At 69.4% G+C, this 21195-nt stretch carries 11 protein-coding genes and 3 rRNA genes; 7 read left to right on the top strand and 7 right to left on the bottom strand.

The window, feature by feature from the left end; genetic code table 11:
• The first annotated feature begins 3 nt into the window (after nucleotides 1-3).
• A complete protein-coding gene (locus PYS65_RS19235; protein WP_279335160.1) occupies nucleotides 4-1302 on the top strand; it encodes a sensor histidine kinase in 1299 nt (432 codons plus the stop codon).
• The gene (locus PYS65_RS19230; RefSeq protein ID WP_279335159.1) at nucleotides 1299-1982 is read left to right on the top strand and encodes a response regulator transcription factor; all 684 of its coding nucleotides are present in this window, start codon (nucleotides 1299-1301) and stop codon (nucleotides 1980-1982) included. Before PYS65_RS19235 ends, PYS65_RS19230 begins: the two co-directional genes overlap by 4 nt.
• A gap of 59 nt (nucleotides 1983-2041) precedes the next feature.
• Here the strand turns inward: PYS65_RS19230 and rrf are convergent.
• The 4 genes from rrf to PYS65_RS19210 form a co-directional block, all read right to left on the bottom strand.
• Nucleotides 2042-2158: ribosomal RNA gene (rrf, locus tag PYS65_RS19225) — 5S ribosomal RNA — on the bottom strand.
• An 88-nt stretch (nucleotides 2159-2246) separates the two neighbouring features.
• Nucleotides 2247-5369 (bottom strand): 23S ribosomal RNA (locus PYS65_RS19220).
• Nucleotides 5370-5672: 303 nt separating this feature from the next.
• A 16S ribosomal RNA gene (locus PYS65_RS19215) occupies nucleotides 5673-7201 on the bottom strand.
• Together the 16S, 23S and 5S rRNA genes form the textbook arrangement of a ribosomal RNA operon.
• A 663-nt stretch (nucleotides 7202-7864) precedes the next feature.
• The gene (locus PYS65_RS19210; RefSeq protein WP_279335158.1) at nucleotides 7865-8422 is read right to left on the bottom strand and encodes a MarR family winged helix-turn-helix transcriptional regulator; all 558 of its coding nucleotides are present in this window, start codon (nucleotides 8420-8422) and stop codon (nucleotides 7865-7867) included.
• A gap of 135 nt (nucleotides 8423-8557) precedes the next feature.
• Here PYS65_RS19210 and PYS65_RS19205 point away from each other — a divergent pair, with 135 nt between their 5' ends.
• Nucleotides 8558-9835, top strand: a complete 1278-nt coding sequence (locus PYS65_RS19205; RefSeq protein ID WP_279338001.1) for an MFS transporter — start codon at nucleotides 8558-8560, stop codon at nucleotides 9833-9835.
• Nucleotides 9836-9887: 52 nt separating this feature from the next.
• Here PYS65_RS19205 and PYS65_RS19200 read toward each other — a convergent pair whose 3' ends face one another.
• Together PYS65_RS19200 and PYS65_RS19195 are read right to left on the bottom strand one after the other, a co-directional pair.
• Entirely contained in the window at nucleotides 9888-11579 is a 1692-nt protein-coding gene (locus PYS65_RS19200; protein WP_279335157.1) for an ATP-binding SpoIIE family protein phosphatase, read from the bottom strand.
• Nucleotides 11580-11752: 173 nt separating this feature from the next.
• Entirely contained in the window at nucleotides 11753-13132 is a 1380-nt protein-coding gene (locus PYS65_RS19195) for an NAD(P)/FAD-dependent oxidoreductase (protein WP_279335156.1), read from the bottom strand.
• A 376-nt stretch (nucleotides 13133-13508) separates the two neighbouring features.
• Between PYS65_RS19195 and PYS65_RS19190 the strand changes: the two genes are divergently transcribed.
• Nucleotides 13509-14267 (top strand): TetR/AcrR family transcriptional regulator, encoded by a 759-nt coding sequence (locus PYS65_RS19190; protein WP_279335155.1) that lies wholly within the window; start codon nucleotides 13509-13511, stop codon nucleotides 14265-14267.
• Nucleotides 14268-14646: 379 nt separating this feature from the next.
• On the opposite strand, the gene PYS65_RS19185 is transcribed toward PYS65_RS19190, so the two are convergent.
• Complete coding sequence (locus tag PYS65_RS19185) at nucleotides 14647-16770, bottom strand: asparagine synthase-related protein (protein ID WP_279335154.1); 2124 nt, start codon at nucleotides 16768-16770, stop codon at nucleotides 14647-14649.
• A gap of 715 nt (nucleotides 16771-17485) precedes the next feature.
• On the opposite strand from PYS65_RS19185, the gene PYS65_RS19180 reads away from it, so the two are divergent.
• The 3 genes from PYS65_RS19180 (at nucleotide 17486) to trmB (ending at nucleotide 21177) form a co-directional block, all read left to right on the top strand.
• Nucleotides 17486-18910: an NsdA family TPR-like regulatory protein gene (locus tag PYS65_RS19180; protein ID WP_279335153.1), complete on the top strand. Its 1425-nt coding sequence runs from the start codon at nucleotides 17486-17488 to the stop codon at nucleotides 18908-18910.
• 88 nt (nucleotides 18911-18998) lie between these two features.
• The gene (gene lhgO, locus PYS65_RS19175) at nucleotides 18999-20282 is read left to right on the top strand and encodes an L-2-hydroxyglutarate oxidase (protein ID WP_279338000.1); all 1284 of its coding nucleotides are present in this window, start codon (nucleotides 18999-19001) and stop codon (nucleotides 20280-20282) included.
• Nucleotides 20283-20319: 37 nt separating this feature from the next.
• The gene (trmB, locus tag PYS65_RS19170) at nucleotides 20320-21177 is read left to right on the top strand and encodes a tRNA (guanosine(46)-N7)-methyltransferase TrmB (RefSeq protein ID WP_279335152.1); all 858 of its coding nucleotides are present in this window, start codon (nucleotides 20320-20322) and stop codon (nucleotides 21175-21177) included.
• Nucleotides 21178-21195: the final 18 nt, after the last annotated feature.

Genomic DNA, 21195 nt, shown 5'->3' with positions numbered 1-21195 from the left:
ACCATGAGCCTCGTGGCGAACGACGACCGGGAGACACCCACGGCAGAACGGCCATCGGAACGGCCCACGGAACCTCTCACCCAGTACGTGCAACGCCTCAACCAGCGGGTGCGCGCGTTCGACCGGCGCCACCCGCTGCTGTGGGACCTGCACTTCACCGGCTTCTGGACGACGGCCGCCCTCATCGACTACGCCGGCGGCGGATGGCGCACCGTCACCCACAACCCGGACACCCCCGGCCCTCTCCTGCTCGTCCTGAGTCTGGGCCTGTCCCTCCCTCTCCTGTGGCGCCGCACCCACCCCGCGGCGGTCCTGCTCGCCATGGCGCCGTTCGCCCTGGTCAACGCCTGGTCAGGCGCTGTCCTCCAGGCAGCCCTGCTACAACTCGTCGCCGTCCACCACATCGCCCTGCGCCTCCCCTTGCGATACCTGTGGTGGACGACCGCCCTCGTCCTCACACCGGTCGCGGTCTCCACGGCCCGCCACGGGGAGGGCGACTGGAGTCAGCAGATCGGCTCGCAGCTGACGTCCGTCATCGTGGCGGCCCTCATCGGCGTCACGGTCCGCACCCGCCGGAACTACACCGAGGCCCTGGAGGACCGGGCCCGCCGCCTCGAGATCGAACGCGACCAGCAGGCCCAGCTCGCCACCGCAGCCGAACGCGCCCGCATCGCCCGCGAGATGCACGACATCATCGGCCACAACCTCTCCGTCATCACGGGCTTGGCCGACGGCGGCAAGTACGCGGCCACCAAGTCCCCGGAACGCACCGCTCAGGCACTGGACGCCATCGGCACCACCAGCCGCCAGGCGATGAGCGAACTCCGTCGCCTCCTGGACGTCCTGCGGGACGACGAGAGCAGCCACCACCCCGCCGAGCTGACTCCCCAGCCCACCCTCACCGACCTCGAGCAGCTCATCAACGGCGTCCGCGCCGCGGGCCTCCCCGTCCACACCACCGTCGACGGCCGGGCTGGCCTTCCCCCAGGCCGCCAGCTCACCGTCTACCGCGTCATCCAGGAAGCCCTCACCAACACACTCAAGCACGCCGGCCCGAACACCACCGCCGAGATCACCCTCGCCTACGGCGACCAGGGCTCCGTCACGGCCACGATCACCGACACCGGAACGGCCGGAAACACGGGGACCACCGGAACGGACACTCCCGCCGACGGGCGCGGCCTCCCCGGAATGCGTGAGCGAACCGCCCTGTACGGCGGCACACTTGAAGCCGGCCCACGGCCCCGCCCCGAACAGGGCTGGCGCGTCCACCTGCACCTTCCGGAGGAACCCCCGCAGTGACCACCGTCCTCATCGCCGACGACCAGCCCCTTCAGCGATTCGGCTTCCGCATGCTGCTGGAGAGCCAGGACGACATGACAGTCCTCGGCGAGGCATCGGGAGGCAGCGAAGCAATCCGTCTGACGGCCGAACTGCACCCCGACGTCGTCCTGATGGACATCCGCATGCCCGGCATGGACGGCATCGAGGCCACCCGCCGCATCGTCGCCGCCGGCGACCGCACCCGTGTCCTCATCCTCACGACGTTCGACCTCGACGAGTACGCCTACGCAGGACTCCGTGCCGGCGCCTCCGGCTTCCTGGTCAAGGACGCCCAGCCGGAGGAGCTCCTCTCCGGCATCCGCTCCGTCGCCACCGGGGACGCGGTCGTCGCGCCCGGCCTGACCCGCCGTCTCCTGGACGCCTACGTCCACCACTTGCCGACACCGACTCGCCAGGGCACGTCCCCGCCCACAACCCCGCACACCGACCCCCGCCTGGGCGCTCTCACCGAGCGCGAACGCGAGATCCTCACGGTTATCGGTCAGGGCTGGACCAACACGGAGATCGCCACCCGCCTCCACCTCGCCGAATCAACGGTGAAAACACACGTGGGCCGCATTCTCGCAAAGACGGGCTCGAGGGACCGCATCCAGGCAGTGATCCTGGCGTACGACACAAAACTGGTGGAGCCGTCATAAAGCCAACGGGAAATGCAGAAAGCCCCGCACCATATCGGTGCGGGGCTCTCCCACAATTTGTTCGGCGGCGTCCTACTCTCCCACAGGGTCCCCCCTGCAGTACCATCGGCGCTATAAGGCTTAGCTTCCGGGTTCGGAATGTAACCGGGCGTTTCCCCTACGCTATGACCACCGAAACACTATGAAACACTCAACCGCACCACGCCGTGGCCCGGCATGGGGTCGTTCGTGGTTTCAGAACCAACACAGTGGACGCGAGCAACTGAGGACAAGCCCTCGGCCTATTAGTACCGGTCAACTCCACACCTTACGGCGCTTCCATATCCGGCCTATCAACCCAGTCGTCTACTGGGAGCCTTACCCCATCAAGTGGGTGGGAGCCCTCATCTCGAAGCAGGCTTCCCGCTTAGATGCTTTCAGCGGTTATCCCTCCCGAACGTAGCCAACCAGCCATGCCCTTGGCAGGACAACTGGCACACCAGAGGTTCGTCCGTCCCGGTCCTCTCGTACTAGGGACAGCCCTTCTCAAGACTCCTGCGCGCGCAGCGGATAGGGACCGAACTGTCTCACGACGTTCTAAACCCAGCTCGCGTACCGCTTTAATGGGCGAACAGCCCAACCCTTGGGACCGACTCCAGCCCCAGGATGCGACGAGCCGACATCGAGGTGCCAAACCATCCCGTCGATATGGACTCTTGGGGAAGATCAGCCTGTTATCCCCGGGGTACCTTTTATCCGTTGAGCGACGGCGCTTCCACAAGCCACCGCCGGATCACTAGTCCCGACTTTCGTCCCTGCTCGACCCGTCGGTCTCACAGTCAAGCTCCCTTGTGCACTTACACTCACCACCTGATTGCCAACCAGGCTGAGGGAACCTTTGGGCGCCTCCGTTACTCTTTAGGAGGCAACCGCCCCAGTTAAACTACCCATCAGACACTGTCCCTGATCCGGATCACGGACCCAGGTTAGACATCCAGCACGACCAGACTGGTATTTCAACGACGACTCCCCCACCACTGGCGTGGCGGGCTCACAGTCTCCCAGCTATCCTACACAAGCCGAACCGAACACCAATATCAAACTGTAGTAAAGGTCCCGGGGTCTTTCCGTCCTGCTGCGCGAAACGAGCATCTTTACTCGTAGTGCAATTTCACCGGGCCTATGGTTGAGACAGTCGAGAAGTCGTTACGCCATTCGTGCAGGTCGGAACTTACCCGACAAGGAATTTCGCTACCTTAGGATGGTTATAGTTACCACCGCCGTTTACTGGCGCTTAAGTTCTCAGCTTCGCCCCACCGAAATGGAGCTGACCGGTCCCCTTAACGTTCCAGCACCGGGCAGGCGTCAGTCCGTATACCTCGCCTTACGGCTTCGCACGGACCTGTGTTTTTAGTAAACAGTCGCTTCTCGCTGGTCTCTGCGGCCACCCCCAGCTCACACTGCAAGAGTGCTCACCGGTGATGGCCCCCCTTCTCCCGAAGTTACGGGGGCATTTTGCCGAGTTCCTTAACCATAGTTCACCCGAACGCCTCGGTATTCTCTACCTGACCACCTGAGTCGGTTTAGGGTACGGGCCGCCATGAAACTCGCTAGAGGCTTTTCTCGACAGCATAGGATCATCCACTTCGCCACAATCGGCTCGGCATCGGGTCTCACCCTGGATGAGTGGCGGATTTGCCTACCACTCGGGCTACACCCTTACCCCGGGACAACCACCGCCCGGGCTGGACTGCCTTCCTGCGTCACCCCATCACTCACCTACTGCAGGTCTGGTCCGTCGGCTCCACCACTCCCCTCAACTCCGAAGAGATCGGGGCGGCTTCACGGACTTAGCATCGCCTGGTTCGATGTCTTGCGCTTCACAGCGGGTACCGGAATATCAACCGGTTGTCCATCGACTACGCCTGTCGGCCTCGCCTTAGGTCCCGACTTACCCTGGGCAGATCAGCTTGACCCAGGAACCCTTGGTCAATCGGCGCACACGTTTCTCACGTGTGTATCGCTACTCATGCCTGCATTCTCACTCGTGAACCGTCCACAACTCGCTTCCGCGGCTGCTTCACCCGGCACACGACGCTCCCCTACCCATCACGATCCCCGTTGGGGGTTGATATCGCAATGACACGACTTCGGCGGTACGCTTGAGCCCCGCTACATTGTCGGCGCGGAATCACTAGACCAGTGAGCTATTACGCACTCTTTCAAGGATGGCTGCTTCTAAGCCAACCTCCTGGTTGTCTGTGCGACTCCACATCCTTTCCCACTTAGCGTACGCTTGGGGGCCTTAGTCGATGCTCTGGGCTGTTTCCCTCTCGACCATGGAGCTTATCCCCCACGGTCTCACTGCCGCGCTCTCACTTACCGGCATTCGGAGTTTGGCTAAGGTCAGTAACCCGGTAGGGCCCATCGCCTATCCAGTGCTCTACCTCCGGCAAGAAACACGCGACGCTGCACCTAAATGCATTTCGGGGAGAACCAGCTATCACGGAGTTTGATTGGCCTTTCACCCCTAACCACAGGTCATCCCCCAGGTTTTCAACCCTGGTGGGTTCGGTCCTCCACGAAGTCTTACCTCCGCTTCAACCTGCCCATGGCTAGATCACTCCGCTTCGGGTCTTGAGCGTGCTACTGAAGCGCCCTGTTCGGACTCGCTTTCGCTACGGCTTCCCCACCCGGGTTAACCTCGCAACACACCGCAAACTCGCAGGCTCATTCTTCAAAAGGCACGCAGTCACGACATGCAGGCAAGCCTGCATGCGACGCTCCCACGGCTTGTAGGCACACGGTTTCAGGTACTATTTCACTCCGCTCCCGCGGTACTTTTCACCATTCCCTCACGGTACTGTCCGCTATCGGTCACCAGGGAATATTTAGGCTTGACGGGTGGTCCCGCCGGATTCACACGGGATTTCTCGGGCCCCGTGCTACTTGGGTGTCTCTCCAACGAGCCGCTGACGTTTCGACTACGGGGGTCTTACCCTCTGCGCCGGACCTTTCGCATGTCCTTCGTCTACCTCAGCGGTTTCTGACTCGTCCTGTTGCCGGCAGACAACAGAAGAGAGATCCCACAACCCCGTATGCGCAACCCCTGCCGGGTCTCACACGCATACGGTTTGGCCTCGTCCGGTTTCGCTCGCCACTACTCCCGGAATCACGGTTGTTTTCTCTTCCTGCGGGTACTGAGATGTTTCACTTCCCCGCGTTCCCTCCGCTTGCCCTATGTGTTCAGGCAAGGGTGACAGCCCATGACGACTGCCGGGTTTCCCCATTCGGAAACCCCCGGATCACAGCCTGGTTGACGGCTCCCCGGGGACTATCGTGGCCTCCCACGTCCTTCATCGGTTCCTGGTGCCAAGGCATCCACCGTGCGCCCTTAAAAACTTGGCCACAGATGCTCGCGTCCACTGTGCAGTTCTCAAACAACGACCAACCACCCGTCACACACCGCCAGGGGCGGTGCTGTACCGGGGTCGGCAACTGAGGGTTCGTTCCCTCAGACACCCAACAGCGTGCCCGGCCCGGCCCCGTCCGGTGATCATGCGTTCCACGCCCCGAAGGACAGTACTGGCAGCCACCGGCCCGAGATCCGGACCGACTAATCAACGTTCCACCCATGAGCAACCAGCACCGGACGTACGCCGGTGTACTGGCCCCTGACCGGCCCGGAGGCCGGTGAGAAGTGCTCCTTAGAAAGGAGGTGATCCAGCCGCACCTTCCGGTACGGCTACCTTGTTACGACTTCGTCCCAATCGCCAGTCCCACCTTCGACGGCTCCCTCCCGCAAGGGGTTGGGCCACCGGCTTCGGGTGTTACCGACTTTCGTGACGTGACGGGCGGTGTGTACAAGGCCCGGGAACGTATTCACCGCAGCGATGCTGATCTGCGATTACTAGCAACTCCGACTTCATGGGGTCGAGTTGCAGACCCCAATCCGAACTGAGACCGGCTTTTTGAGATTCGCTCCACCTCGCGGTATCGCAGCTCATTGTACCGGCCATTGTAGCACGTGTGCAGCCCAAGACATAAGGGGCATGATGACTTGACGTCGTCCCCACCTTCCTCCGAGTTGACCCCGGCGGTCTCCCGTGAGTCCCCACCACCCCCGAAGGGACGTGCTGGCAACACGGGACAAGGGTTGCGCTCGTTGCGGGACTTAACCCAACATCTCACGACACGAGCTGACGACAGCCATGCACCACCTGTACACCGACCACAAGGGGGCACCTGTCTCCAGGTGTTTCCGGTGTATGTCAAGCCTTGGTAAGGTTCTTCGCGTTGCGTCGAATTAAGCCACATGCTCCGCTGCTTGTGCGGGCCCCCGTCAATTCCTTTGAGTTTTAGCCTTGCGGCCGTACTCCCCAGGCGGGGCACTTAATGCGTTAGCTGCGGCGCGGACGACGTGGAATGTCGCCCACACCTAGTGCCCACCGTTTACGGCGTGGACTACCAGGGTATCTAATCCTGTTCGCTCCCCACGCTTTCGCTCCTCAGCGTCAGTGTCGGCCCAGAGATCCGCCTTCGCCACCGGTGTTCCTCCTGATATCTGCGCATTTCACCGCTACACCAGGAATTCCGATCTCCCCTACCGAACTCTAGCCTGCCCGTATCGACTGCAGACCCGGGGTTGAGCCCCGGGCTTTCACAATTGACGCGACAGGCCGCCTACGAGCTCTTTACGCCCAATAATTCCGGACAACGCTCGCGCCCTACGTATTACCGCGGCTGCTGGCACGTAGTTAGCCGGCGCTTCTTCTGCAGGTACCGTCACTTGCGCTTCTTCCCTGCTGAAAGAGGTTTACAACCCGAAGGCCGTCGTCCCTCACGCGGCGTCGCTGCATCAGGCTTGCGCCCATTGTGCAATATTCCCCACTGCTGCCTCCCGTAGGAGTCTGGGCCGTGTCTCAGTCCCAGTGTGGCCGGTCGCCCTCTCAGGCCGGCTACCCGTCGTCGCCTTGGTGAGCCGTTACCTCACCAACCAGCTGATAGGCCGCGGGCTCATCCTGCACCGCCGGAGCTTTCCGTTTCCGCAGATGCCTGCGGAAACGGGTATCCGGTATTAGACCCCGTTTCCAGGGCTTGTCCCGAAGTGCAGGGCAGATTGCCCACGTGTTACTCACCCGTTCGCCACTAATCCGCCCCGAGGGGCTTCATCGTTCGACTTGCATGTGTTAAGCACGCCGCCAGCGTTCGTCCTGAGCCAGGATCAAACTCTCCGTGAATGCTTCCCGGCGTTCCGGGGACACCACGGGAGCGGAACCGCCGGAGGAATGATCCGGCGGTTCACAGCGTCCTCGCTGTGTGTTTCAAAGGAACCGCGTCCCGGCCGGAGGCCGGAGACGGGGTATCAACATATCTGGCGTTGATTTTTGGCACGCTGTTGAGTTCTCAAGGAACGGACGCTTCCTTTGTACTCACCCTGGCGGGTTTTCCTCCGGGCGCTTCCCTTCGGTCTTGCGTTTCCGACTCTATCAGATCTTTCCGGTCCGATTTCCTCGGGGTTTCGCCTTCCGGGGCTGCGCTTTTCGCGTTTCCCTTTCCGGCGGATCCGACTCTATCAGGTCCTTTTCTTCGACCTGACCCCCAGTCAGCGGGGTTTGTCTTTCCGGCTGTTGGGCCGTTCCGACGTCTCAAACCTTAGCGGACTCTCTCGCCGCTTCTCAAATCGGAGCCGTTCGGATCCGAACCGAGTCGCGGAGTCCCGTGCGAATTGAATTCGGGCACGCCGAAATCAGTCCGCTGGGGAGGTCATGCTGTTGGTGTGAGTGCCGCTGTCGCGGCGGAGGTGCTGCCGCAGAACCGTTACGGCCTGATGGCAACTCGAAGAACACTACGGGTCGGGCAGGGGAGTGTCAAGCGAGCCCTGTCAAGATCTTTTCAGTCGGTCAGTCCAGGTCCGTGAGGCGTCCGCCGGCGTCGGGCTGGGCGTCCTCCACCCTGCGCAGGAGACGGGTGAGCATCTCGTCCAGGGCGGTCCGCTCGTCCGTGGAGAGGTCCTGGAGGAGGTCCCCCTCGAAGACCGTCGACATGCGCATCACCTCCATCCACTTCTCGCGGCCGGCGTCCGTGACCTCGACGATGACCCGCACCCGGTTCGTCTCGTCCCGGTCCCGGCTGACGAGTCCTTCGGCGACCATGCGGTCGATCCGGTGGGTCATGGCCGCCGGCGTCAGGCCCAGCCGCTTGGCGAGGTCGCCGGGTCCCATGCGGTAGGGGGCGCCGGAGAGGACGAGGGCCTTGAGGACCTCCCAGTCGGCGTTGGTGATGCCGAGCTCGGCGGTCTGGCGGCCGAAGGCCACGTTCATACGGCGGTTGAGGCGGGACAACGCCGAGACGATCTTCTCGACCTGGGGGTCGAGGTCCTGGAACTCGCGCTGGTACGCGGCGAGCTGCTCTTCGAGTGTCGGCTCTGTCGGCCCCTCGCGGCCGGGAGTGTCGCCCATGGCCGCAGTATGACACGTCACCTTCACCTTGAAGCCCTTCGCGCTGAAGCCGTTCGATGTGTACTCTTCACCTTTGAACTTTAGCTTCTAAGTCTTCACAGTTAACTTGCGAGAGAGGTGAACGTGACCAGGGCGATGGGCGCTGCGATGCGCCGGATCCACGTGGGCAACGCACTCAGTGCGTTCGGGCTCGGCTTCACCGTCCCCTACCTGTACGTCTACGTGGCGCAGGTGCGGGGGCTCGGGCCCGTGACGGCGGGGCTGGTGCTCGCCGTCTTCGCCGTGGCCGCACTGATCGTGCTGCCGTTCGCCGGACGGACCATCGTCCGGCGGGGCCCGCTGCCGGTGTTGCTCGTCGCCCTGTTCACGGCTGCCGTCGGCGCGCTGAGCCTGGGTCTGTCGGGCGGCGCGCCGAGCGTGCTGCTGTCGGCGGCGCTGCTCGGGGCCGGGCAGGCCGTGATGCAGCCGGCGCTGGCGACGATGATCGTGGACTGCTCCACCGCGGAGACCCGGTCGCGGGCGTTCGCCATGCAGTTCTTCCTGCAGAATCTCGGGCTCGGGATCGGCGGTCTCATCGGCGGACACCTCGTCGACACCACGAGACCCGGCTCCTTCACCCTGCTGTTCTCGATCGAGGCGGTGATGTTCCTGCTGCTGGTCGGGGTGATGGCCACGGTGCGGATGCCGCACTCGCCGCGGGTCGCGGGCGCTCCGACGGCATCGGCGAAGGGCAACTGGAAGCAGCTGACGGGCAACCGGGCCATGGTGCAGCTGTGCGTCCTGGGCTTCGTGGTGTTCTTCGCCTGCTACGGGCAGTTCGAGTCGGGGCTGAGCGCGTACGGGGTCGAGGCGGCCGGCCTCTCGACGTCGACCCTGGGGACGGCGCTGGCGGCGAACACGCTGGCCATCGTGATCGCGCAGTTCCTGGTGCTGCGGTTCGTGGAGCGCCGCAGGCGCACGCGCGTGATCGCGTCGGTGGGACTGCTCTGGGCCGTGGCGTGGGCCGTGGCCGGGTACGCGGGCCTCGGCAACGGCAGCCAGGCGATGGCCACCGCCGCCTTCATCTCGACGTACGCGCTGTTCGGGCTGGGGGAGTCGTTGCTGTCGCCGACGCTCGCCCCGCTGGTCGCGGATCTCGCGCCGACCGGTCTCGCGGGGCAGTACAACGCGGCCTTCGCCCTGGTGAAGCAGCTCGCGCTGGCCATCGGTCCGGCTGTGGGCGGGCCGATGGGTGCCTCGTTGCACGCGCCGTACATCGTGGTCTTCGTGCTGGTCTCACTGGGGATCACCGTGCTCGCGCTGCGGTTGGGCCGACAGCTCACGGACGTGCAGAACCAGCCGTCGGTGGCGCGGAGCCTGGTGGTGACGCAGGGCGGCGGCGCCGCGGCGGAGCAGGCTCCGGCACCCGCCTGACGCATCCGGCTCGTCAGAGGGCTCGTCCACCAGCCCGCTCTACGAGTCCGCCCTACGAACCCGTCGGCTTCGGCAGGGTGAACTCGCACCAGACGGCCTTGCCGCCGCCCGGGGTACGCCTGCTTCCCCAGCTGGAGGCGATCGTCGCGACGATGGCGATGCCCCGGCCGGACTCGTCGGCGGGTTCCGCGCGGCGGCGCCTCGGGAGGTGGTCGTCGCCGTCGGTGACCTCGACGATCAGCCGGCGGTCGGTGCGGCGCAGCCGCAGCCGCATGGGCGGGGTGCCGTGCTGGAGGGAGTTGGCGACGAGTTCGCTGGCGGCCAGGACGCCCAGGTCGTGCAGGTCGGCGGGGAACCGCCAGCTGGTCAGCACACCGGAGGCGAAGGCACGCGCGCGGGGGGCCGCTTCGACGCCGCCCAGCAGCTCCAGGGCCGCGTTACGGAAGAGCTCGCTCTCCGGGCCCTTGCGGGCGGGGTGCTGAAGTACCAGCACGGCGACGTCGTCGTCGTGGTCCGGGGTCACCCCCGCCGAGCGGACCAGGCGGTCGCAGACCACCTGGGGGGTGCCGGTCGCGCCGGCCAGGGCGCGCTCCAGGGCCGCGATGCCCTCGTCGAGGTCCTCGTCGCGGCGCTCGACCAGGCCGTCCGTGTAGAGGACGGCGGTGGAGCCGGGGCCCAGCGGGATCGAGCCGGAGGAGTGCATCCAGCCGCCGGTGCCGAGCGGGGGTCCGGTCGGCTCGTCGGCGCGCCGGACGGTGCCCTGCTCGTCGCGGACCAGGATGGGCAGGTGGCCGGCGGAGGCGTGGACGAGGGTGCCCTCGTTGGGGTCGTGGATGGCGTACGCGCACGTGGCGATCTGGTTGGCGTCGATCTCCATGGCAAGGCCGTCGAGCAGCTGGAGGACCTCGTGCGGGGGGAGGTCGAGGCGGGCGTAGGCGCGCACCGCCGTACGGAGCTGGCCCATGACGGCCGCGGCGCGGACGCCCCGGCCCATGACGTCGCCGATGACCAGGGCGGTGCGCCCGCCGCCGAGGGTGATCACGTCGTACCAGTCACCGCCGACCGCGGCCTCGGTGCCGCCGGGGTGGTAGGTGGCGGCGACCCGCAGGTCGTCGGGCTCCTCGAGCTCCTGCGGGAGGAGGGAGCGCTGGAGGGTGACGGCGGTCTCGCGCTGGCGGCGTTCGCTCGCGCGCAGCCGTTCCGCGGCCTCGGCGTGGTCGGTGACGTCGGTGGCGAAGACCAGCACACCGCGCCCGCGGCCGCCCCGGCCGCGCCCGCCGCCCGCGGCCCCGTCGGCGTGGCCGTCGCTGACCGGGGTGCAGGTGAAGGTGTAGGAGCGGCCGTCGGGGGCCTTGCGGGACTTGACCGTGCGGGGCTTGCCGCTGCGCAGGACCTGGTCGAGGAGGGGGAGCAGGCCGAGTTCGTCGAGCTCCGGGAGCGCTCCTCGCGCGGGGGCGCCGACCGGGCGGGGGCCGAAGGCGGCCGTGTAGGCGTCGTTGACGTAGGCGATGCGGTGATCGGGGCCGTGCACCAGGGCGACGAGGGAGGGGACGTGGTCGAGGACCTCGCGCACCCTGAGGTCGTCGACCACGGGCACGGACGGCGGCTGGTCGGCGGGTTGTCCGGCGCGGGCGGCGGGCACGGAGCCCTCTCCCCGCCGGTCCGGGGAGACCGTGTACGCGCTGCGCGCTGCGGCGCGGCGCTGTGTTCCGGGGAGCCGGGCGCTCCAGCGCGTGAAGTTCACGAAACCTTGCCTCGTGTAGTCGTCGGCGGCCGGAAACCGGGATGGGCCGGGGCCCCGGGGCCGCACCGGGGACGGACGGCCGCCCGCCCCCGGTGGTGGACCAGTCTGGCAGGCTGCCGACCGGGCCGACATCCGTCAGACGTCGGGCCGGCCGGTGAAGTTCCTGGGTCCGGTCAGGAGGACCCCTTCGGGTTGTGCGGGGGGTCCTGAGGAGGCTTTCCACCGGCCGCCAGTTCGAACTCGGCCCGCGGGTGTTCGAGTGAACCCAGGGAGACGATCTCCCGTTTGAAGAGCCCGGCGAGCGTCCATTCGGCGGCCACGCGCGCCTTGCGGTTGAAGGTGGGGACGCGGCTCAGGTGGTAGGTACGGTGCATGAACCAGGCCGGGTAGCCCTTGAGTTTGCGCCCGTAGACGTGGGCGACGCCCTTGTGCAGTCCCAGGGAGGCGACCGATCCGGCGTAGGAGTGGGCGTATTTCTCCAGGGGTTCGCCGCGCAGGGAGTGCGCGACGTTGTCGGCGAGGAGCCTGGCCTGGCGGAGCGCGTGCTGCGCGTTGGGGGCGCACTCCCGGCCGGGCTCCTTCGAGGTGACGTCGGGGACGGCGGCGGCGTCGCCCGCGGCCCACGCGTGCGTGGTGCCCTCCACCGCGAGTTCGGCGGTGCACTTCAGCCGTCCGCGCTCGTCGCGCGCCAGGTCGGTGGCGGCGAGAACGGGGTGCGGTTTGACCCCGGCGGTCCACACGACGGTACGGGTGGGGAAGCGGGCGCCGTCGCTGAGCACGGCGACGCGGTCGGCGCAGGACTCGAGGCGGGTCTCGAGCCGTACGTCGATGTTGCGGCGGCGCAGTTCGCTGACCGTGTACCGGCCCATCGCCTCGCCGACCTCGGGCAGGATGCGGTGCGAGGCCTCGACGAGGATCCACTTCATGTCCTCGGGGCGGAGGTTGTGGTAGTACCGCGTGGCGTAGCGGGCCATGTCCTCCAGTTCGCCGAGTGCCTCGACGCCCGCGTAGCCGCCGCCGACGAAGACGAAGGTGAGGGCCGCGTCGCGGATGTCGAGGTCGCGGGTGGAGGAGGCGATGTCCATCTGCTCGAGGACGTGGTTGCGCAGTCCGATGGCCTCCTCGAGGGTCTTGAAGCCGATGGCGTGGTCGGCGAGACCGGGGATCGGCAGGGTGCGCGAGACGGAGCCGGGCGCGAGGACGAGTTCGTCGTACGCCATCGGCCTGCCGCCGCTGCCCTCCTCCTTGTCGGCGAGCGTGGCGACGGTGGCGGTGCGGGCGGCGTGGTCGAGGGCGGTGACCTCGCCGATGACGATGTGGCACCGGTCCAGGACACGACGCAGCGGTACGACGACATGCCGAGGAGAAATGGCACCGGCGGCCGCTTCCGGGAGAAAGGGCTGGTACGTCATGTACGGGTCCGGTGTGACCACCGTGATCTCGACGGCGCCCCGGGCGAGTTCCCGTTTCAGCTTCCGCTGCAGGCGCAGGGCCGTGTACATCCCGACGTAACCGCCGCCGACAACGAGAATGCGCGCACGTTCCTTCACCATCCCATGACGCACCCGACGCGCGCGTTTGTCCACAGCCCCGACGAATTGTGTGACCGGAGGCCGTGGGGGGCCGGAGGGGCCCGACGAACCGACCGAACGGCGTGTGCGCAGGTCACCGATGGTTTCCCGGTGTCGTCTCGGGGGCACATTCGGGATCAATGCGCCCCGTACTCCGATCGGGGGGCGCTCCGTGCGGAACCTGCCTCTTCTGAATTGACCCTCACTCAACTATGTTCGTACGTCGACGGGGTGTAGGGGGATGCGCTCTTCGGGTCCGCGACGGGCGGAGCCGGCCACCGGGCATGTTCCTCGAACCCCAGCCATCTATGGCGGGGAGTCTCCGGGGGGAGACGTCATCATTACCGGGGGAAAGCGTATGCATGTTCAGGATTCTCATTGGTCTTCCGCGTCCGCTGTCGCGCCCGGCACCGCGCTGAGCGCACCGTCGGATCGCGGACGCGCGGGCGGGCCGCGCACGGCACCGCTGCGGGTGGACGCCCAGCGCAATCTGGAGCACGTGCTGCGTGCGGCCCGTGAGGTCTTCGGCGAGCTGGGATACGGCGCGCCGATGGAGGACGTGGCACGCCGGGCGCGGGTCGGTGTGGGCACGGTGTACCGGCGCTTCCCGAGCAAGGACGTCCTGGTGCGGCGGATAGCCGAGGAGGAGATCTCCCGGCTGACCGACCAGGCGCGTGCGGCGCTCGGTCAGGAGGACGAGCCGTGGTCGGCGCTCTCCCGCTTCCTGCGCACGTCGGTCGACTCGGGCGCCGGGCGGCTGCTGCCGCCGCAGGTGCTGCGGGTGGGTGTGGCGGACGAGCACGGCGTGACGGACCACGCGCGGGTGCCGCGGCAGCGGGCGCAGTACGCGGCGGGTGAGCTGCGGCTGGTGCCCGGGGAAGCGTCGTCCGGCAGCGCGGAGGACGACGCCGGCGCGGCGCAGCTCCTCGACGTCGTCGGCCGGCTGGTGGAGCGGGCCCGCGAGGCGGGCGCGCTCCGACCGGACGTGTCGGTGTCGGACGTGCTCCTGGTGATCGCCACGGCCGCACCCTCGCTGCCGGACGCGGCACAGCAGGCGGCTGCCTCGGCACGTCTGCTGGACATCCTGCTGGAGGGGCTGCGCTCACGCCCGGCGTGAGACGCGCAAGGCTCCCTGCCCGGGCGGAGGTCGGGGCAGGGTCTGTCCGGCGGGGCGGGTCGTGGGAAACCGGGCGCGCCTCTGCATCGCAGGTGAGCGGGGATGGGGGGAGCGCTCCTGCTTGCGGGGCCTGCTCGTGGGGGGGGCCTGCTCGTGGAGCCCTGCCCGTAGGGGGTCCGCTCGTGGGTGGAGCCCTGCCTGTGGGGGACTCGCTCGTGGAACCCTGCTCGTAGGGGGCCCGCCCGTGGAACCCCGCCCGTAGGGGGCCGCTCGTGGGGGGGGCCTGCCCGTGCAGCCCCGCTCGTAAGGGCCCGCTCATAGGGGGAGCGCTGTCCATGGGGGACCCGCTCGTGGGGGGGGTCCGCTTGCGGGGCCCCGTTCACACCCCGCGGGCCAGTGCTCCTCGTTGTGGTGCGATGCCCTCGGGGACCGCGCGCTGCCGGCCGGGCGTGCCCGTCCAACAGGTTCCCCGCCGGGCCAACAGCCGCCGCAGCCACAGTTCCAGGGAGACCAGGTCCGCCAGCCCGTCCAGGGGCAGCGGCTCCCCTTCCGCCGCCGCCCGCAGCGCCTTGCGCACCACCCGGGCCTCGACCAGTCCCGCTTCCGCCAGCAGCGGGGTGTCGAACAGTGCCATCAGCGTGTCCGCGGCCACCCGCAGCCCGGTCCGCGCCGCGGCCGCCGTGGTCGCCTGGGTCGGCGCGCCCCATCCGGCGGGCAACTCCCGTACGCCCGCGCCATCCAGCACGGTCCGCAGGATCGCGGCGCGCGCCCCCGGCCGCACCCGCAGCGCCTCGGGCAGCGCCCGGCACGCACGGACGACCTGGTTGTCGAGGAACGGCGTGTGCAGCCGCTGGAAGCGGATCTCGGCGGCCTGCTCCAGCACCCGCAGGTCCGCCGCGTGCCGGGCCAGTGCCGCACGCGCGCGGAAGTCGCCGGGCCGCTGCCCCGGCCCCACCTCGGACCGGCTCGTCGAGGCCTGGAGGCGAACCGATACTTCAGCGAGCGCCTCACCGGTCAGCCAGCGCGCCGCCGGCCCGGGTCTTCCCCAGGTGAGGGCGGCCAGCGAGGCGTCCGCCGCGCCTCCGGGGGCCTCGTCGCCCAACTGGTGGCGCAGCAGCTGTCCCGCGAGGTTCTCCAGCCCCGTGCGGTAGGGCGTACGGGCGAGGCGCCGGGCCGCGGCGTACACCCGGGCGGGCACCATCACGGACCCGTCCGCCTTGGCCAGCGCGGCGACGGGCCGTACGAGATGGCGGCGCTTGCGGTCCACCAGCAGGTCGGCGAGCCGGGCGGGATGCGCGTCGAGCACCTGCCGGGCCCCGTACCCGGTGAAGTGGTCCGCGCTGCCCGCCGCCAGTCGCGCCCGGTGCCGGGCAGCGATCACGAGGGAGGGTCCCGGCTCGTCCGTCAGCGGCCCGTCCAGATCCGCGTACGGCAGGGTGTCCTCGCCGCCCGCGACCACCACGTGGTGCAGCCGGGGGTTGGCGGCCAGCGCCCCGGCCCGCGCCAGCTCGTCCTCCCGCCCGCCGAGCGGACCACCGGCCGGACCGCTCGCGGAACCCCCCGCGAGATCGTTGAAGGTGACGGCGAGCAGTCGTTCCCCCGCGCCCGTGCCGTGCCCCAGCACGGTTCCCGGCATGCCCGGCAGCCCGGCGGCGAGCAGCGCCAGCGTCCCGGACGCGGGCCCGCCCGACAGGTCGGCCCCGATGCCGGGCACCGGCATCCCGCGCGCCGCGCGGCGTTCGGCGGGCCCCATGCCCGGGACCGGGCCGGGGTCGATGTCGGCGCCGGGTACGTGGCGGGGCGCGGCGAGCCGGGTGCGTACCGCCTCGACCAGCGCGTCCCGGACGGCGTCCACCGCGCTGTCGGGGTCGGCGGGAGGCGCGGCGACGGCGAGCGAGGCGACGGGCTCGTACCCGGCGATCTCACGCGCCCCGGCGCGCAGGATCAGCGCATGCCCCGGCGGAACGCGTTTCACGCCGTCGTACGGAGTGGAGTCGTACAGCGCGGCCGGTACGTCGGGGGCGGCGAGGAGCGCGGCGAGGTGACCGAAGTCGAGGTTGGCCTCGACGAGGTCGGCGAGCGGGAGCGCGGCGGTCGCGAACGCCGTGCCGCCCTCCCAGGGGGTGTGGAACACCGGCCGGGCGCCCGCGAGGTCGCCGCAGACGGTGATCCGGCGGCCCACCCGCACGACGGCGGTGTAGCTGCCCGGCCAGGCGGTCAGATGGCGGAGCGCGCCGCCGCGTGCGGCGAACAGGGCGACGCGCAGCTGCTCGTCGGTGGCGCCGCAGGTGCCGAGGACGGCGATCCGGGTCTCGGCGTCGGCGGACACCACCCGCACCTCGTCGGGGCGCCAGTCGCCGACCGCCCACAGCGGATCGGGGTCGCCCCACAGCGGTTGCGAACCCACCGGCTGCACGGTCTCGCCGTCGGACCCGGTGGCGCCGGCGGAGCCGAACGCCGGGGCACCCGCGGCGGTGCTGCTCCATCCCACCAACCACCGCATCGACGCCTCCACAGGCTGTGGACAACCGGTGCGCCGTGCGCACCGGTTGTCCATGCTGCCATGAAGGAGGCGCTCGAGAGGGGTGCCGGTGCCGCATGTGCTCCGTCGAATGCGCCCCGGCGGATACACCCACCCCGCTCCGAACATCCGCCCGACGCAAGGAGATCGCCCGACCGCGGCCGCGCACCCACCCCCGTCGGCGCGACGCGAATGCGCCCCCCAGCGCGCCCCAAAAACCTCCAACGCGCCCTCAACTGCCAGGATAGACACGGTGACAGCCCTCGAACGAGGGCATCGATTTTCGGCCAATTCGGAGATGCGAGGACAACCTCGAACACGCTCCGTACAGGCTCTGCGCACCGTTGGGCGGGCGCACGGTCCGGGAGGCGGAGCACGCCTCCCGGACCGTCTCCGCCGCCCGCGGGGATGAAGGCGGCGGTGTCCCCCAGCCCGCTGGATCCAGTACAGCGGGCCGACCCACGCCCGACCATGGAACCGTTCCCGCCATGGCCACAGGAGAGCGCACACACGGGCGCACGGCCACACGCCGGGAGCATGCCGCAACCGCGCGTATCGGACCCGCACTTCAGTACGGACCACAATCCCGCCATCCGGAAGAATGCCCCTTAACGCTTGGGATGCGGCGAACTACGCTGGGTTTACGAATGCCGCCGGGTTATGCCAGAGCGGCAGCGTCTGTGTCGAGGGGTGGCGCATGTCCAGGGAGCAACGCGGGCCGAACGAAAAACTCGGCACCGTTCTCGCCCTCGCGGGAATCTCCAACGCGGGCCTCGCGCGGCGCGTCAACGACCTTGGCGCCCAACGCGGATTGACCTTGCGCTACGACAAGACGTCGGTGGCGCGCTGGGTGTCGAAGGGGATGGTGCCACAGGGCACGGCGCCGCACCTGATCGCCGCCGCCATCGGCCAGAAACTCGGCCGTCCGGTGCCGCTCCACGAGATCGGCCTGGCGGACGCGGATCCCGCGCCCGAAGTGGGGCTCGCCTTCCCCCGGGACGTCGGGCAGGCGGTGAAGTCCGCCACCGAGCTGTACCGGCTGGACCTGGCCGGCCGCAGAGCGGGGTCCGGCGGCATCTGGCAGTCGCTCGCCGGATCGTTCGCGGTGAGCGCGTACGCCACGCCCGCCTCACGCTGGCTGATAACCCCGGCCGACAGTTCGGTCGCGCGCGAGGTGAGCCCCGCCGAGGGCTCGGCCGCACCGGCCAGAGTCGGCCACAGCGACGTGCGCAAACTGCGCGAGGCGGCCGAGGACGCGCGGCGCTGGGACTCCAAGTACGGCGGCGGCGACTGGCGTTCCTCGATGGTCCCCGAGTGCCTGCGGGTGGAGGCGGCGCCGCTGCTGCTGGGCTCCTACGCCGACGACGTCGGCCGCGCCCTGTTCGGCGCGTCCGCCGAACTCACCCGGCTCGCCGGCTGGATGGCCTTCGACACCGGCCAGCAGGAGGCCGCCCAGCGCTACTACATCCAGGCCCTGCGGCTGGCCCGGGCGGCGGCCGACGTCCCCCTGGGGGGATACGTCCTGGCCTCCATGTCCCTGCAGGCCACCTACCGCGGCTTCGGCGACGAGGGCGTCGATCTCGCCCAGGCCGCGCTGGAGCGCAACCGCGGCCTGGCCACGGCCCGCACCATGAGCTTCTTCCGGCTCGTGGAGGCCCGCGCGCACGCACGCGCGGGTGACGCCCCGGCGGCCGGCGCGGCCCTGAAGTCCGCCGAGGGCTGGCTGGAACGTTCCCGCCCCGGCGACAGCGACCCGGGCTGGCTCGGCTTCTACTCCTACGACCGGTTCGCCGCCGACGCCGCGGAGTGCTACCGCGACCTGAAGGCACCCCGCCAGGTCCGCCGCTTCACCGAGCAGGCACTGTCGCGTCCGACGGAGGAGTTCGTGCGCTCGCACGGCCTGCGGCTCGTCGTCTCGGCGGTCGCCGAACTGGAGTCGGGCAACCTGGACGCCGCCTGTGAGCAGGGTGTGCGCGCGGTGGAGGTGGCCGGCCGCATCTCGTCCGCCCGCACCACCGAGTACGTCAAGGACCTCCTGCACCGCCTGGAGCCCTACGGCGACGAACCCCGCGTGGTCGAGCTGCGCGAGCGGGCCCGGCCGCTGCTGATGACACCCGCCTGAGCACCCCGCCCGCCGGGGCCGCCGGACCCGTCGAGGCGGGTCCGGCGGCCCCGGCGCCTTGGGGTTCACGGGCGTTGTCAGTGGCGTGGTGCACTATCGGGAGCGGGAGGTGGTGCGAGTGGTGCGCGCGGTGCGGCGGTCGTACGACTGCGAGGTGCTGGTGATCGGCGGCGGCATCGTCGGCCTGTCGACGGCGTACGCGATCACCCGCGCGGCGCCGGGCACGCGGGTCACGGTGCTGGAGAAGGAGCCCGGCCCCGCCCGGCACCAGACGGGCCGCAACAGCGGCGTCATCCACAGCGGCATCTACTACCGCCCCGGCTCCCTCAAGGCGCGGTACGCGGTGCGGGGCGCGGCGGAGATGGTCAAGTTCTGCGCGGAGTACGGCGTCCCGCACGCCGTGACGGGCAAGCTGATCGTCGCCACCGACCGGGACGAACTGCCCCGTCTGCACGCCCTGGCCCAGCGCGGCCGGGAGAACGGGCTGACGGTCCGCGAACTGGGCGCGGCGCAGATCGCCGAGTACGAGCCGGAGGTCGAGGGCCTGGCCGCCCTCCACGTCGGCGCCACCGGCGTCTGCGACTTCGCGGCGGTGGCCCGCCGCCTGGCGGAGGCGTCCGGCGCGGAGATCCGCTACGGCGCGCGGGTCGTCCGCGTCGACCGCCGCCCGGAGCGGGGCGTCGCGGTCCTGACCGCCGCCGGGGACGTCGTACGCGGCCGGGTCCTGGTGAACTGCGCCGGGCTGTACTGCGACGAGATCGCCCGCCTCACCGGTGACGATCCCGGCATGCGCATCGTGCCGTTCCGCGGCGAGTACTACGGGCTGACCCGGCCGGAGCTGGTCCGCGGCCTGGTCTACCCGGTGCCCGACCCGGCCTTCCCGTTCCTCGGCGTCCACCTCACGCGCGGCGTCCACGGCGGCGTCCACGTCGGCCCGAACGCCGTACCGGCGCCGGCCCGCGAGGGCTATGACCGGCGCACGGTCCGCCCGCGCGAGCTGGCCGCCACCCTGGCCTGGCCGGGCTCCCGGCACCTGGCCCGCCGCCACTGGCGGCACGGCGCGGGTGAGCTGCACCGCTCCCTGTCCCGGCGGGCCTTCACCGCGGCGGTCCGCCGGCTCCTGCCCGCGGTCCGGGAGGCCGACCTGGTCCCCGCCCCGGCCGGCGTGCGGGCGCAGGCCGTCCTGCGGGACGGCACCCTGGCCGACGACTTCCTGATCCGGGAGGCCCCCCGCGCGATCCACGTGCTCAACGCCCCCTCCCCCGCCGCGACGGCGTCCCTGCCCATCGGCCGGGAGATCGCCCGCCGGGCGCTGGCCGCCCTGGCCGACCCGGTGCGGCAGGGCCCCGACGCGTCCGCGGAGTCACCCTGAGGGCCGCCGTGCGGACCGCCGTAAAATCGAGAGCACTGTGTCTGACTCCTTGAACACCCCCGCAGCCCCGCACACCGAGCACGCGCCCGGTGTGTCGATCCGCCGTACCCGGGACAAGGGGGAGCCCCGCTTCCCCGACGGACCGAAGGCCGATCCCGCCGGGTCGCACTTCGAGCGGCGGATCCGGAGCTTCCAGCCGCGCCGGAGCCGGGTCACCGCCGGGCAGGCGGACGCGCTGCAGCGGCTGTGGCACCGGTGGGGCTTCGACGTCGACGGCCACCGGCTCGACCTCGCCGACTTCTTCGGCAACGACCGCCCCGTCGTCCTCGAGATCGGCTTCGGCATGGGTGAGGCCACGGTGCGCATGGCCGCCGCCGACCCCGGCACCAACATCCTCGCCGTGGACGTCCACACCCCCGGTCAGGGCCATCTGCTCAACCTCGCCGAGCAGCACGGCCTGGACAACGTGCGCGTCGGCAACGGAGACGCGATCATCCTGCTCCGCGAGATGCTCACCCCCGACTCCCTGAGCGGGCTGCGCGTCTTCTTCCCCGACCCCTGGCCCAAGAAGCGGCACCACAAGCGCCGGCTGATCCAGCCCGACTTCCTCACCCTCGCCGCGACCCGGCTGGCACCGGGCGCGGTCGTGCACTGCGCCACCGACTGGGAGCCGTACGCCCAGCAGATGCTCGAGGTGCTGACCGCGCATCCCGCCTTCGAGAACACCGCGGCGGACGGCGGTTTCGCGCCGCGCCCGGAGTTCCGCCCGCTGACCCGTTTCGAGGGGCAGGGGCTGGAGAAGGGCCATGTGGTGAACGACCTGCTCTTCCGTCGTGTACCGCACGACGACCGGCCCGGTGACCGACCCACCGGGCAACCCCCCACCGGCCCCTGAGCCCATCCGGCGTACCTG

Origin of the sequence: Streptomyces cathayae (assembly GCF_029760955.1) — a bacterium.
GTDB classification, from domain to species: Bacteria; Actinomycetota; Actinomycetes; order Streptomycetales; family Streptomycetaceae; genus Streptomyces; species Streptomyces cathayae.
Note: the sequence above shows the minus strand (reverse complement) of the source record. Positions and strands in the feature narration are given on the sequence as shown.

What these genes read in the sequence shown, in the direction of transcription:
- PYS65_RS19235 (WP_279335160.1), top strand. Translation starts at nt 4, where the DNA reads ATGAGCCTCGTGGCGAACGACGACCGGGAGACACCCACGGCAGAACGG.
- PYS65_RS19210 (WP_279335158.1), bottom strand. Translation starts at nt 8,422, where the DNA reads ATGGGCGACACTCCCGGCCGCGAGGGGCCGACAGAGCCGACACTCGAA.
- PYS65_RS19205 (WP_279338001.1), top strand. Translation starts at nt 8,558, where the DNA reads ATGGGCGCTGCGATGCGCCGGATCCACGTGGGCAACGCACTCAGTGCG.
- PYS65_RS19195 (WP_279335156.1), bottom strand. Translation starts at nt 13,132, where the DNA reads ATGGTGAAGGAACGTGCGCGCATTCTCGTTGTCGGCGGCGGTTACGTC.
- PYS65_RS19190 (WP_279335155.1), top strand. Translation starts at nt 13,509, where the DNA reads ATGCATGTTCAGGATTCTCATTGGTCTTCCGCGTCCGCTGTCGCGCCC.
- PYS65_RS19185 (WP_279335154.1), bottom strand. Translation starts at nt 16,770, where the DNA reads ATGCGGTGGTTGGTGGGATGGAGCAGCACCGCCGCGGGTGCCCCGGCG.
- PYS65_RS19180 (WP_279335153.1), top strand. Translation starts at nt 17,486, where the DNA reads ATGTCCAGGGAGCAACGCGGGCCGAACGAAAAACTCGGCACCGTTCTC.